This window comes from Enterobacter sp. kpr-6, assembly GCF_900116015.1.
Lineage (GTDB): Bacteria > Pseudomonadota > Gammaproteobacteria > Enterobacterales > Enterobacteriaceae > Enterobacter_D.
On the sequence record NZ_FOYH01000011.1, the window covers coordinates 16,024 to 29,588 of the forward strand.

The window sequence follows — 13,565 nt, forward strand, 5'->3', positions numbered from 1 at the left end:
TGCCTGAGGCAAAGTTGTGATCGAAAATTTGCGTAACATCGCCATCATCGCGCACGTCGACCATGGTAAAACGACCCTGGTTGACAAGCTGCTACAGCAATCCGGTACTTTCAGCGAGCGCGCTGAAACCCAGGAACGTGTGATGGACTCCAACGATTTGGAGAAAGAGCGTGGGATTACCATCCTCGCTAAAAACACCGCTATTAAATGGAATGACTACCGTATCAATATCGTTGATACCCCGGGTCACGCCGACTTTGGTGGTGAAGTTGAACGTGTAATGTCCATGGTAGACTCCGTGCTGCTGGTGGTTGACGCAATGGATGGCCCAATGCCGCAGACGCGCTTTGTAACCAAAAAAGCGTTTGCTCATGGCCTGAAGCCGATTGTTGTTATCAACAAAGTTGACCGTCCTGGCGCGCGTCCGGACTGGGTTGTTGATCAGGTATTCGACCTGTTCGTTAACCTCGACGCGACCGACGAGCAGCTCGATTTCCCAATCATCTACGCTTCTGCGCTGATGGGTATCGCCGGTAACGATCACACTGACATGGCGGAAGACATGACCCCGCTGTACCAGGCGATTGTTGACCACGTTAAAGCACCGAGCGTTGACCTTGATGGTCCGTTCCAGATGCAGATTTCCCAGCTCGATTACAACAACTACGTTGGTGTTATCGGCATCGGTCGCATCAAACGCGGTAAAGTGAAGCCAAACCAGCAAGTTACTGTTATCGACAGCGAAGGCAAAACTCGCAACGGTAAAGTGGGCAAAGTGCTGGGCCACCTCGGTCTGGAGCGTATTGAATCCACCGAAGCGGAAGCAGGCGACATCATCGCGATCACCGGTCTTGGCGAGCTGAACATCTCCGACACCATTTGCGATCCGCAAAACGTCGAAGCGCTGCCAGCGCTGTCTGTTGATGAACCGACCGTGACCATGTTCTTCAACGTCAACACCTCTCCGTTCTGTGGTAAAGAAGGTAAATTCGTTACCTCCCGTCAGATCCTTGACCGCCTGAACAAAGAGCTGGTGCACAACGTGGCACTGCGTGTTGAAGAAACCGAAGATGCGGACGCGTTCCGTGTATCCGGCCGTGGCGAACTGCACCTGTCTGTACTGATCGAAAACATGCGTCGTGAAGGCTTCGAACTGGCTGTGTCCCGTCCGAAAGTTATCAACCGTATGATCGACGGCCGCATGCAAGAGCCGTTCGAAAACGTAACCCTGGATATCGAAGAACAGCATCAGGGTTCTGTGATGCAGGCGATGGGTGAGCGTAAGGGTGACGTTAAAGACATGATCCCTGACGGCAAAGGCCGTATTCGTCTGGATTACCTGATCCCGGCACGTGGCCTGATCGGTTTCCGTACCGAGTTCATGACCATGACCTCCGGTACCGGTCTGCTGTACTCCACTTTCAGCCACTACGACGATGTACGTCCGGGCGAAATCGGCCAGCGTAACAACGGCGTGCTGATCTCCAACGGGCAGGGTAAAGCAGTCGCGTTTGCGCTGTTCAGCCTGCAGGATCGCGGTAAGCTGTTCCTGGGTCACGGTGCAGAAGTCTATGAAGGCCAGATCATCGGTATTCACAGCCGTTCTAACGACCTGACCGTTAACTGCCTGACCGGTAAGAAACTGACCAACATGCGTGCGTCTGGTACAGACGAAGCGACGGTTCTGGTTCCGCCGATCAAAATGTCCCTTGAGCAGGCACTTGAGTTTATCGATGACGACGAACTGGTAGAAGTTACTCCTACCTCCGTGCGTATCCGTAAACGTCACCTGACCGAGAACGACCGTAAACGCGCAATGCGCGGCCCGAAAGACGCGTAAGCCTCTCCGGCACTAAAAACGAAGCCCTGTCTGCAAAGACGGGGCTTTTTTTATTGCGCTCTATACATTCACCGCGGTTGTTTCTCTTTTCGCCGCCACGGTCGCGGGCGCGTCTTGTTTTTTCCGCTGCCCGATCTCCTCAATAATCATCGCAAACCGCTGCTCGTTGAGTTTGTAGAAGAACCCCATTGTGAGCGCTGCTACGATGGCCAGTCCGCACGGCCAGAGGAAGATTAACTGCCGCAAGCCCAGCAGCGTGCCTTCGCTTTGGATCGTATTGGGAATATAGCCAATCTGCGTCAGCATAATGCCCGGCAGGAATCCGGCGAGCGCGGCGGAGATCTTGCGTGAAAAGGTATACCCGGTGTACACCGATCCTTCGGCGCGAATGCCCGTTTTCCACTCTCCATAATCAACCGTATCCGGCACCAGAGCCCAGTTGAGGCTGTTCACAAAAGCGGTACCAAAAAACGCCATGCAGGAAAAGAGCACAAACGTCAGCGAGTTGCTGCCGTAGAAGAAGTTCAGCACGTCACCCACCGCCCACAGCGTAAGACCGCCGAGGTAAACCTGTTTTTTCCCAAAACGCTTCACTGCGCCGGGTACCAGGAACACCCCTACCAGAATGCAGCCCATGCTGAAAAAGCCCATCCACGACAGCAAATGAATGTCGTTGAGCACGTACTGGGTGTAATAGACCTGAATGGCGAGCTTGATATTGAACGCCGCCAGCGTACAGAGATTCGCCAGGCACAGCACCAGCAACGGCGGGTTGTGGAAGATGGCGCAGAACGATTTTACAATCCCCGGCTTATGGTGATCGGGCGTCAACTCGACATAACGCTCCCTGACCCCGCTGTAACACCACCACATGCAGAACAGGCCGCCGGTGGTAAAAATCAGCGCCGCCACCAGATAGCCGAGGGAGGGCTTTTCGGTAAACAGCGACTGGATCGGCATAAAGCCCACGGTACACAGCAGCAGCCCGACGGTGGCACCGCCCTGACGCCACGCCGCCAGGTGCGCGCGCTCCTGCGGATTTTTGGTGATGGCCGGCACCATCGCGCCATAGGAGCAGTTCATCAGGCTATAGAACAGCCCGAACAGCATAAACAGTACCGTAGCCAGCGCGGTTTTCACCGTCAGGCTAAAGTCATTCGCCATAAACTGCGCGCTGGCGACCAGCGCCACCGGGATCGCGGCGTACAGGATAAAGGGCCGGAACTTGCCTTTTGCGCCGATAGCGCGCCGGGAATCCAGCAGCACACCGGTAAGCATATCGGTGAAGGCGGTGAAAAACTTCGCCACCAGAAAAATGATCCCGCCGTAAAATGCGGGCATCCCTAACTCATCGGTGTAAAACTTGAGCAAATAGAGTGTGCCGATGCACAGCATCAAATTAGAGCCAAAATCTCCCATTCCGTAGGAGAATTTTTCACGCAGGCTCAACTTCAGGGTTAACGGATCGTGAGTCATCATCGTTCCTCATGACGCCCGCCGGGGGCGTCATCCTCTGTTGCGTTACGCCATCCGCTTGCGGGTTTCTATCTCGGCAACGATACGCACATACATCTTCTCGTTGAGGTTATAGAACACGCCCATCGCGATAATCGTGACCACCGCCAGCACGCACGGCCAGATAAAGATCAACTGGCGCAAGCCTTCCTGCGTAGCCTCGGATTGCACAACGTTGGGGACATAACCGATTTGCGTCAGCATCAGGCCCGGAAAGAAGCCCGCCAGCGCCTGCGATACCTTGCGGAAGAAGGTGAACCCGGTGTAGACCGTCCCTTCCGAACGCACCCCGGTACGCCATTCGCCATATTCCACGGTGTCCGACACCAGCGCCCAGTTCAGGCTGTTCACAAACGCCGAACCGAAAAACGCCAGGCAGGAGAACGCCACAAAACTGACCGAACCGCTGCCCAGGAAGTAATTCAGCACATCGCCTGCGACCCAGATCAGCAGCCCGCCGAGATAGACCTTTTTCTTACCAAAACGGCGTACCGCGCCGGGCATCAAAAAGACGCCGATAAAAATACAGCCCATGCTGAAAAAGCCCATATACGACAGCAAAATCGGATCGTTGAGCACGTACTGGGTGTAATAGACCTGAATGGCGAGTTTGACGTTAAACGCGCCGAGCGTGCACAGGTTAGCGATGCAGAGCACAAACAGCGGGCGGTTACCGGCAATCGCGCGGAACGACGCGAGTAACCCCGGTTTTTGCGCCGCCTGAGCGGGCTGCGCCTCCACGTACCGCTCGGTCACGCCGCGATAGCACAGCCACATGAACAGCAGCCCGAACAGCGAAAACAGCGTGGCGGCCAGGATATAACCGGCCTGCTGATTACTCTCCACCAGGTTCATCACCGGCACAAACCCGACCGTACACAGCAGCAGGCCGAGCGTGGCACCGCCCTGACGCCACGCCGCCAGCGACGCACGCTCATCCGGGTTTTTGGTGATCGCCGGTACCATCGCGCCGTAAGAGCAGTTCATCATGCTGAAGAACAGCCCGTAGAGCATGAACAGCACCGTCGCCATCACCGTTTTCCCGGTGATCTCAAACGGCGTGCCGATAAAATTGGCGATCGCCAGCAGCGTCACCGGGAAGGCGGCGTAAAGCACAAACGGACGGAATTTCCCCTTCGGACCGATGTTCCGCCGGGAATCCAGCATGATGCCGGTGCCCATATCGGTAAACGCGGTAAAGAATTTGGCGATCAAAAAGATAATGCCGCCGTAGGTTCCCGGCAGGCCGAGCACGTCGGTGTAGAACTTTAGTAAATAGAGCGTGCCAATATCCAGCAGGATATTGGAGCCGAGATCGCCCATGCCATAGGCGAGCTTTTCCTTAAACGGCAGCCGCAGGGTTGCCGGATCGGTTGCGGTAGACTGACTCATGATTCGTCCTCACAGGCCCGCCGGTTTCGCGGCGGGCAAGCCTTATCAACATGCGCGCAATGTGCTGAACAGTGACGCCCACTCGCTGTCGGCGCGGTAAAACACCGGCGGCTGACCGAGCGGGGCGGCGACGGTGACATCGCCTCCGTCACAGCGTTCGCCCGTCCAGAGGTTGATCCAGGCATCCTGCGGCAAATAGAGCGTCCAGTCGTCCCGGCCTTCTTCATACACCGGTGCGACCAGCAGATCGCGGCCAAACAGATACTGGTATTTCAGTGAATAGGCGCGCGCGTCGTCTTCGTAATGCAAAAACAGCGGGCGCATCACCGGCAGACCGGTTTTGGCGTTCTGCGCCACGGCGTTTTTGATGTACGGCTTCAGGGTGGTGAAAACGGTGGTCATGCGGGCGAAGTGGGCAATAGTTTCCGCATCGCTGTCAAACTGCCAGTTGTCGCCAGGGCGATTGCCTTCGTGGGTGCGCATCATCGGCGTGAACGCGTTGAAATCGCACCAGCGCAACAGCAGTTCTTTGCTGCGTTTCATGTCAAACAGGGTGGTGTAACCGCCGATATCGCTGTGGTGCAGGCCGTGCCCGCTCATCGCCAGCGACAGGGCCGCAGGCACCACGGAGGCCAGCCCGTCGTCCAGGCTCCAGTCGACGTTCTGATCGCCCGCCCACATCATCGTCGAATATTTCTGGCTGCCGGTAGAGCCTGCGCGCATAAAGAACAGGATTTCGCCGAGCTTGCCGGTCTCTTCCAGCGCCTCATAGTTGCACTTCGCCCACAGCGCGGGCCAGGCGTTGTGCATGATTTCCGCGCTGACGCCGTTATGCAGGTAAGTGTCGGTAGGCAGATATTCGCCGAAGTCCGCCATCCAGCCGCCGCAGCCCAGTTCAATCATGTTTTTCTTGATGACATTTTTGAACCAGTCAAACGCCTGCGGATTGGTCAGATCCACCACGCCGCCGTAAAACTCGCCGAATTCCACGAGGTAATCATCGCCGTTCGCCTGTTTCGCCAGATAGCCCAGACGCCCGGCTTCCGCGCATAAATCCCGATCGCTGGCGACATACGGGTTGATATAGGAGAGGAACTGCACGCCTTCTTGTTTCCACTGCGCAATGCGGTCATCAAGCTGCGGGTAGTTATTGCTGTCCCACCGCCAGTTCCACATCACGCGCTTGCCGAAAGAGGTCATGCGCACGCCGGACCAGTCCTGCGCCCAGATACCGTTAACCTTCACGCCGGCATTGCGCATGGTATCCAGTTTTTTCTGGCACACGTCGGTGCCGCCCTGAATGCCGAGCGTGACGCCGTCGTACACCCAGTCCGGCAGTTCCGGCTGGCGGCCGAGCAGGGCGGTGAGTTTTTCCAGCAGCGTAATATACGTGGGTGCGCACTCAACCCGCAGGGTGGTGTGATTCTCCCAGATCGCCAGCTCGTGATAGTCGGGCGCGCTGAAATCGAAGTTCATGTAGCAACTGTTGTCGAGATGGCAGTAATACTTCTGCGTACTGACAAACGTGGGTTGCGGGAAGAAGGTCCAGTAATAATCACCGCCCGCGTTCTCTTTGCAGTCCGCCTGCCAGGTCACCAGCGTTTGCTTATTGCGGCCCACGCCCTGTTCACTGGTCCACAGCGGGAAAGGTTTACCGCGCAGATCGAAATAAGAGAACTGCTCGCCGCAGCCGTAGATATGATCCTCCGGGTTAGCCGCCAGCCGCAGCCAGATACGGTTATGGCTGGCGTCGTCGTTTTGCAGGGTCAACAGCAGACGGCCCGCCTCATCGAGGCCAATTTTGAGCGTGGCGCTGACCGCGTCGCCCCGGCCAAAGCGGATTGTCCAGCCCGCCGCATGGGCGTTAACCGTGGCGTCAGGCAGGGCGATTTTTTCATTTAAGCGGTCTTTGATGCTGAAGTTACCGCGGAACATCTCAATGTCAGCCACGCCCGCGCCGACCCACAGGCAGGCCGCCTCTGGGGTATGACGCAGGATCAGGCGTTGCTGGTACGTTAAGGTAAAACCGCCTGGCAGTGTGTTCAGTTCCAGGCCAGATAAATCAGGGTGTAGGGTACGCATGATAGTTCGATCTCTTATTTGATTATTTGGCGTTGCAATCCAGCAGCCCGGCGGCCACGGCAGGGGCTAAACCCGGAGCCAGCGGCAGGCGGGGGATCACCAGGCAATGCAGGAGGTGATAAATATCCTGCTTACCGTCCCAGACTTTGGTGGTGACTTTATTGTCGGTATCCAGTTCCTGCCACCAGGAGCCGTTTTCATAGTCGATCAGGTATTTGATGCAGTAGTCCCACCATTGCTGATACCAGGCTTCGTACTGCGCCTCGCCGGTCACGCTCCACAGGGCGTAAGCCGTTCCCATCGCTTCGACAATCGGCCAGCGCACCCGCTCGCGCACAATCGGCTTGCCGTCCCAGCCCACGGAGTAAACAAAACCGTCTGCACCGTCCGGTGCCCACGCATCACGGATCGTGGCGTGGAATAGCCCTTTCGCATCGTCGAGCAGCCAGGCTGGTGGCGTTTCACCACGGGCCTCAAGCGCCGCGCGGAGATGCAGCATCAGGCGGCCCCACTCAATCCAGTGGCCGGGCGTACCGCCGTAAGCACGGAAGCGGTGGGCCGGGTTATCCTGGTTGTAATCGCGGATCGGGTTCCAGTTCGTGTCAAAATGCTCATTAACGCGGTAATCCCCTTTCCGGGCGACGTCATGAATAATCACCGAGGCGATGCGCAGCGCGCGATCCAGCCATTTGCGGTCATGGGTCACGTCATAGACGATCAAAAAGGCTTCAACGGCGTGCATATTGGCGTTGCCGCCCCGGTAATCTTCCGTTTTGCTGAACGCTTCGTCCCAGGACTCCAGGCACATTTGTTCCTGTTCGCTCCAGAAATAGTTCTCGATCACCTCAATGGCATCATCGAGCAGTTTCTGTGCGTCAGGATGCCCGGTGGTGACCGCGCTGGCCGCGCCGAGTAACACGAAGAAGTGCTGATAGCCCTGCTTTGATGCGTCGATAACGCCTTCGTCATTCACGCAGGCGTACCAGCCGCCGTATTGTTTGTCGCGCAGTGCGCCGTTCAGCGCCCTGATACCGTGATCCACCAGCGCATACGCGCCGGGGCGTCCCATGCCAGCGGCAACGGCGTAAACATGCAGCATCCGGGCGGTGATCCACAGATGCGTTCCCATATCGGTTTTGACCTGGCCGTTATTTCCCAGCCAGCCAAAGCCGGTAGGCACCTCGGCATTGCGCCCAAAATCAAAAATGCGGTCGGTTTCCTTCTCCAGCCAGCGGTTATGGCTTAGCGTGTTAAACCATCTCATCGTTTTTCTCCCTTCAGCGCTTCGCCATCATTTCGTCAACAATTTCCCCTAAGCGTTGCAGCTTAGGTGCGGAAACGTCCCGCAGCATCAGATCGGTATCCGGCAAACCCACCACCGATGACCACACCGCGCGCCCGGCGAGGAAGCCTGATGCGCCCGCGGCCATCGCCACGCGCACCGCGCGGGGGAACAGCTTTTCGTCAATGCCGGATGAGAGGATTACCCACGGCATCGCAATGTTGTCATTGAGTTTTTGTGCGGCACTCAGCAGCGCAGACTGCGTGCCTTTGCCATACAGCGGCATTTCTACTTTGTAGAGATCGGCTCCGCTGTCGCCCAGCTCGCGCGCGGCGTCGATAATCGCCTGCTCGCGGTCAAACGTGTCGCCCTGGCGCGGCGGGCGGACAACGGGTTCGATAATGCTCACCAGTCCGTTGGTGTGGCAAAGCTGGTTAAACTCGCGCACCATCTCCAGCCGCGCATCGGCATCTTCATCGCTGCGCCACAGCACCAGCAATTTCAGCGCCTTCGCGCCATCGCGTTTCACCGCCTGCGGATCGACCCTTTTGTCGATGGCAACGCTGTCCACCGGAATGCCGTTGCCGGGAATAAACGCATCGGCCGCAACGATCAGGCCGCACGAGGGCGCGATGGCCTGCTGTTCAACCACCTGGCGGTAGCAGAATTGCTGATCGACCAGAATGGCCGACGCGTAAGGGGAAAGGGTTTTCGCCGCGTTGACTTTAAAATCCGTCAGCACCTGGTCGGTGACCGGCTGTGGCGCACCGGCGGCGGCGAACATCAGGCGCATCGCTTCGCGCTGATCCACGGCCAGCATCGCAAATCCGCCGGAAGGCCGGGTTATGTCTTTCAGGGAGTAACTGTTCATACATCTGTCCTTTTGCAAACATCACAGGGATACGTGTGGGGTCAGGCCTGCGCTGACGCGCGCCTGCTCTAAAATGGCGGTCCAGTCCTGGCGGCCCCGTCCGGCGGCGCGCGCCTGGTTGTACACTTCGCGCGAGGCTGCGCCCAGCGGCATCGGGACATGCAGCTGATTCGCCACGTCCAGCGCGATGCCTAAATCTTTGTGGGCCAGATCGATCATAAAAGCGGGGGAGAGATCGCCTTTCAGCACTTTGTTTGGCCAGGAGGTGGTGAAATGTCCCTTGCCCGCTGGCGTGCCGCTCATGACTTTCAGCGCCACGTCGAACGACAGCCCCAGCGCCTCGCACAGCACGGCGGCTTCGGCTGACAGGGCGTTGAGCGCAATGCTCATGTAGTTGTTGATGAGCTTCACCCGGATGCCCATGCCGGGGCCGCCCGCGTTAATCAGTTCGTTACCCATCGCCATCAGCACCGGCGTGGCACGCTCCACCTGGTCAGACGTGCCCCCCGCCAGCAGCAGCAGGGTGCCCGCGATGGCGTGATCGGAGGTGCGCCCGACCGGGGCATCCATCAACTGAAAGCCTTTTGCCTGCATATCGCGGATCAGCGCGTCGGTTTGCAGCGGGTGAATGGTGGACATATCAATAGCCAGCGCCTGAGGGGAGAGGGTTTCGCACACGCCGCCCTCGCCGAACAGCACCTGGCGCACCAGATCGCCGTTCGGCAGCATGGTGATAACAAACTCTGCGTCCTGCGCCGCCTGTGCGGGCGAGTCGCAGCCCACCGCGCCTTCACGCACTACGTTTTCCACCGCTGCAGCGCTCACATCAAATGCGCGAACCTCGTGTCCTTTTCGCGCCAGGTTGGTTGCCATCGGTGCGCCCATTTGCCCAAGCCCGATAAAAGCTATGCGTGCCATTTCACCCTCCGGTTGATTCTGTTTGTAAGATCATGTCGTAACGCCTGCTCTTTTTTGTCTGTTTTTGATCGTATTTGTAATTTATAGGCGAAAAATTGACAGCCATCACTTTTTTAACAATTCAGTAAATTAAAATGTGTCCATCATTAATCGTTTAAGGAATGACCATGATTCGTATCGCCTGCGTTGGCATCACCGTGATGGACAGGATCTATTCGGTCGCGGCGCTCCCCACAGAAGGAGGAAAATATGTGGCGAGTCACTATCAGGAAGTGGGTGGCGGCCCGGCGGCAACGGCTGCGGTGGCGGCGGCGAAGCTCGGCGCAACGGTGGACTTTATCGGACGTGTCGGTGATGACGATACTGGCGACCGGCTCCTTGCGGAGCTGGAGTCCCTGGGGGTAAAGACCCGTTATTGCCGCCGCCTGCCGGATGCCCGTTCGTCGCAGTCCGCCGTGCTGGTGGACGCAGAGGGCGAGCGGATCATCATTAACTATCCCAGCCCGGACCTGACGCCGGACGCCGACTGGCTGGACGCGCTCGATTTTTCACAGTGGGACGTGGTGCTGGCGGATGTGCGCTGGCATGAGGGGGCAAAACGCGCCTTTACGCTGGCGAAAAAAGCGGGCGTGATGACGGTGCTGGACGCAGACGTCACGCCGCAGGATATCAGCGAGCTGGTGGCGTTAAGCGATCACGCGGCGTTTTCAGCGCCCGGTCTGCGCCGCTTTTCCGCTCAGAATGAGGCGCTGGAGGGACTGGCTTACGCCAAAACGCGCACAAATGGACAGGTCTATGTCACCTGCGGGGCGCAGGGGTGCTACTGGATTGAGGGCGCAGATACACATCATCAGCCGGGCTTTGCGGTAGACGTCGTTGATACCACAGGGGCGGGGGACGTTTTTCACGGCGCGCTGGCGCTGGGTCTGGCTGAAAAGCAGGGCATTGCACAAGCCGTGCGCTTTGCCAGCGGCGTGGCGGCGCTCAAATGCACCCGCCCCGGCGGACGGCAGGGTATCCCCGATTGTGATCAAGTCCGGTCTTTTTTGTCACTTTATGTATAAAATGCGCATAAGAAATGAGGTTAAGAGGGTTTCCCATGAGCGTGACTGAACTGACCGGCAATCCGCGCCACGATCAACTGCTGGCGTTGATCGCGGAACGTGGCTACATGAACATTGATGAACTGGCCCAGTTGCTGGATGTCTCCACGCAGACGGTGCGCCGCGACATTCGTAAGCTCAGCGATCAGGGGCTGATCACACGTCACCACGGCGGTGCGGGCAGGGCGTCGAGCGTGGTGAATACCGCGTTTGAAGAGCGTGAAGTCTCGCAAACCGCCGAGAAAGACGCCATTGCCGGGGCGATTGCGGACTACATCCCTGACGGTTCGACCATCTTTATTACCATCGGTACCACCGTGGAACACGTCGCCCGGGCGCTGCTTAACCATAATCATTTGCGCATTATTACCAACAGCCTGCGGGTGGCGCACATTCTTTATAAGAACACGCGATTTGAAGTGATGGTGCCTGGCGGCACGCTTCGACCGCACAACAGCGGCATTATCGGCCCCCACGCGGTGTCGTTTGTTGAAGGGTTTCGCGCGGATTACCTGATCACCAGTCTCGGTGCGATTGAGAGCGACGGCACGCTGCTGGAGTTTGATGTCAACGAAGCCAGCGTCGCGCGGGCGATGATGGCGCACTCCCGACAGATTCTGGTTGCAGCGGATCACACCAAGTTCACCGCCTCCGCCGCCGTGGAGATTGGTAATGTGACCCAGGCCGCAGCGCTGTTTACCGATGAAACACCGCCGCAAGCGCTGCAAACCTTAATGAAAAATAAGCAAATTGAACTGATTGTGGCATCGGGTGATGAGGTTTAAGCCAGTTCTTTACGATGCAACTCAAGCGTAAAATCGTAATAGTCGTTCAGGCACCAGGTGTGGGTGTATTCCACCGGTTGATCGCGGCGAGTAAACCCCGTGCGGACGACGAGTAGCAGGGGGGTCTGTTCTCTGATATTCAGATAGTGAGCCAGCTTGCTGTCCGTTGCTACGGCGCTGAAACGCTGGCTGGCGCGCAGTACCGGCGAACCTTTTTTCTCCAGATGCAGGTACAGCGATTCATTCAGCTCAGCAATATTACTGAGCAAATGGGCCGGGAGTATCGCGGTCTGGAGCGAAACCGCGATGCCGTTGATTTTCCGCAGGCGGGTCAGTTCCACCACGTCACTTTTGTCATCATCCAGTTGCAGTACAAGTCGCTCCCCGGACGTCGACGCCCGACGCAGATACCCCACCAGCTCGCTTTGCGCTTCACCACCACTGGCATTCGCCATCTCGCTAAAACTTTCCAGCAGCGGCAATGACTGGCGCACCTGGGGCGCCACAAACGTACCCGATCCCTGGTTTCGAATCAGCACGCCTTCTTCCAGCAGTTGTTGTAGGGCTTTACGCGCCGTTCCCCGCGCGATTGCCAGCATCTCAACCAGCGCACGCTCGGAGGGCAGAACGTCGCCTGGACGTAATCGCCCCTCAGTAATGGCGGCTTTAATCGCGTGCATCAGCTGCATATACAGCGGCAGTGCGCTGTATCCCTCAAGATGTAACTGGAGTGGTGACGTCGTGCTCATTATTTTACCAATATGGTTTTTATGGTCCATTAATGGTACACATTAAAAGGCACTAATGGTACATATTCACTGACAATAAACTTGAGAGAGGTAATGCCATGATACATCGTCGTTTGCTCGACTGTGCCGCTTCCGAGCTGGCATCAATGGATAAAGCCGCGCTGTTGTATGCCATTCGCGCCAGTGAAGGACGGGTAATGGTGAGTGAAACTATCGCCATCACGCAGCCTTTATTGAATACCGTTACAAATGCTGAGCTTGCCGCCTCGCAGGGCGCCGATATTTTGCTGATTAACATGTTCGACAGCGAAACCCCGGTCATTCAGGGGATGCCCGCAGGGATTGCCGCAGAACACACATTGCATGAGCTACAGCGCCTGACGGGGCGCATTATTGGCGTCAATCTGGAGGCCGTCGATCCGGAATTTGCCGCCAGTCATGACGACATCTGGAGCATGAAACCGGGCCGTGCTGCTACTGCCGATAACGCACGTAAGCTGGTCGCTATGGGTGCCAAAATTCTGGTGCTGACCGGCAATCCTAACAACGGCATCAGTAACCGTGCGCTGGGGCTGGCGACCCGAGAAATCCGCGACGCGGTGGGGGATAGCGCCCTGGTAATCACCGGAAAGATGCACGGCGCGGGCATCGTTCGCGAAAGCGGAAGCGCGATTATTAGTGAAGAAGACGTCGCATGGTTTGCTGAACAGGGCGCTGATATTGTTCTGATCCCGGCACCGGGCACCGTGCCTGGTATGAGCCAGCAAAAAGTCGCCTCGCTCATCGCCAGTGCTCATGCGCAGGGCGTGCTGGCGATGACCGCCATTGGAACGTCGCAGGAAGGTGCGGATGTGAATACCATCAGGCAAATTGCCCTGATGAGTAAAATGGCCGGGGCCGATCTGCATCACATCGGCGACACGGGTTATATGGGCATGGCGCTGCCCGAGAATATCTTTGCTTATAGTGTTGCCATTCGCGGCGTCAGACACACCTACACGCGAATTGCGCGCTCTGTGCATCGCTAG

At 57.4% G+C, this 13,565-nt stretch carries 11 protein-coding genes; 4 read left to right on the plus strand and 7 right to left on the minus strand.

The genetic code is table 11. From position 1 onward, the window contains the following. Nucleotides 1-16: 16 nt before the first annotated feature. Nucleotides 17-1,840 (plus strand): ribosome-dependent GTPase TypA, encoded by a 1,824-nt coding sequence (gene typA, locus BM373_RS19160; protein WP_090465108.1) that lies wholly within the window; start codon nt 17-19, stop codon nt 1,838-1,840. Nucleotides 1,841-1,900: 60 nt separating this feature from the next. Here the strand turns inward: typA and BM373_RS19165 are convergent, their stop codons facing one another. The 6 genes from BM373_RS19165 to yihU are packed head-to-tail and all read right to left on the minus strand — an operon-like array spanning nt 1,901 to nt 9,900. Further along, nucleotides 1,901-3,319, minus strand: coding sequence for an MFS transporter (locus tag BM373_RS19165; protein ID WP_090465110.1), 1,419 nt, complete (start codon nt 3,317-3,319; stop codon nt 1,901-1,903). 42 nt (nt 3,320-3,361) lie between these two features. Beyond that, nucleotides 3,362-4,747, minus strand: coding sequence for an MFS transporter (locus BM373_RS19170; RefSeq protein ID WP_090465113.1), 1,386 nt, complete (start codon nt 4,745-4,747; stop codon nt 3,362-3,364). Nucleotides 4,748-4,792: 45 nt separating this feature from the next. Further along, nucleotides 4,793-6,829: an alpha-glucosidase gene (locus tag BM373_RS19175; protein WP_090465116.1), complete on the minus strand. Its 2,037-nt coding sequence runs from the start codon at nt 6,827-6,829 to the stop codon at nt 4,793-4,795. Between the two features lie 22 nt (nt 6,830-6,851). Next, nucleotides 6,852-8,093, minus strand: coding sequence for a sulfoquinovose isomerase (gene yihS, locus BM373_RS19180; protein ID WP_090465119.1), 1,242 nt, complete (start codon nt 8,091-8,093; stop codon nt 6,852-6,854). A gap of 13 nt (nt 8,094-8,106) precedes the next feature. Beyond that, nucleotides 8,107-8,982: a sulfofructosephosphate aldolase gene (gene yihT, locus BM373_RS19185; RefSeq protein ID WP_090465122.1), complete on the minus strand. Its 876-nt coding sequence runs from the start codon at nt 8,980-8,982 to the stop codon at nt 8,107-8,109. A gap of 21 nt (nt 8,983-9,003) precedes the next feature. Beyond that, nucleotides 9,004-9,900 (minus strand): sulfolactaldehyde 3-reductase, encoded by an 897-nt coding sequence (yihU, locus tag BM373_RS19190; protein ID WP_090465125.1) that lies wholly within the window; start codon nt 9,898-9,900, stop codon nt 9,004-9,006. Between the two features lie 167 nt (nt 9,901-10,067). On the opposite strand from yihU, the gene BM373_RS19195 reads away from it, so the two are divergent. Beyond that, nucleotides 10,068-10,964 carry a sugar kinase gene (locus tag BM373_RS19195; RefSeq protein WP_090465127.1) on the plus strand — a complete coding sequence of 299 codons (897 nt, stop codon included), beginning with the start codon at nt 10,068-10,070 and terminating at the stop codon, nt 10,962-10,964. Between the two features lie 35 nt (nt 10,965-10,999). Continuing rightward, nucleotides 11,000-11,788, plus strand: coding sequence for a DeoR/GlpR family DNA-binding transcription regulator (locus BM373_RS19200; RefSeq protein ID WP_090465130.1), 789 nt, complete (start codon nt 11,000-11,002; stop codon nt 11,786-11,788). Here the strand turns inward: BM373_RS19200 and BM373_RS19205 are convergent. Then, a complete protein-coding gene (locus tag BM373_RS19205; RefSeq protein ID WP_090465394.1) occupies nt 11,785-12,537 on the minus strand; it encodes a GntR family transcriptional regulator in 753 nt (250 codons plus the stop codon). The genes BM373_RS19200 and BM373_RS19205 overlap by 4 nt on opposite strands. A 98-nt stretch (nt 12,538-12,635) precedes the next feature. Between BM373_RS19205 and BM373_RS19210 the strand changes: the two genes are divergently transcribed. Continuing rightward, nucleotides 12,636-13,565, plus strand: coding sequence for a DUF7916 family protein (locus BM373_RS19210; RefSeq protein ID WP_090465133.1), 930 nt, complete (start codon nt 12,636-12,638; stop codon nt 13,563-13,565).

Excerpts from the sequence above, each read along its gene's own strand:
- BM373_RS19165 (WP_090465110.1), bottom strand. The coding sequence starts at position 3,319 with ATGATGACTCACGATCCGTTAACCCTGAAGTTGAGCCTGCGTGAAAAA.
- BM373_RS19170 (WP_090465113.1), bottom strand. The coding sequence starts at position 4,747 with ATGAGTCAGTCTACCGCAACCGATCCGGCAACCCTGCGGCTGCCGTTT.
- BM373_RS19175 (WP_090465116.1), bottom strand. The coding sequence starts at position 6,829 with ATGCGTACCCTACACCCTGATTTATCTGGCCTGGAACTGAACACACTG.
- yihS (WP_090465119.1), bottom strand. The coding sequence starts at position 8,093 with ATGAGATGGTTTAACACGCTAAGCCATAACCGCTGGCTGGAGAAGGAA.
- yihT (WP_090465122.1), bottom strand. The coding sequence starts at position 8,982 with ATGAACAGTTACTCCCTGAAAGACATAACCCGGCCTTCCGGCGGATTT.
- yihU (WP_090465125.1), bottom strand. The coding sequence starts at position 9,900 with ATGGCACGCATAGCTTTTATCGGGCTTGGGCAAATGGGCGCACCGATG.
- BM373_RS19195 (WP_090465127.1), top strand. The coding sequence starts at position 10,068 with ATGATTCGTATCGCCTGCGTTGGCATCACCGTGATGGACAGGATCTAT.
- BM373_RS19200 (WP_090465130.1), top strand. The coding sequence starts at position 11,000 with ATGAGCGTGACTGAACTGACCGGCAATCCGCGCCACGATCAACTGCTG.
- BM373_RS19205 (WP_090465394.1), bottom strand. The coding sequence starts at position 12,537 with ATGAGCACGACGTCACCACTCCAGTTACATCTTGAGGGATACAGCGCA.
- BM373_RS19210 (WP_090465133.1), top strand. The coding sequence starts at position 12,636 with ATGATACATCGTCGTTTGCTCGACTGTGCCGCTTCCGAGCTGGCATCA.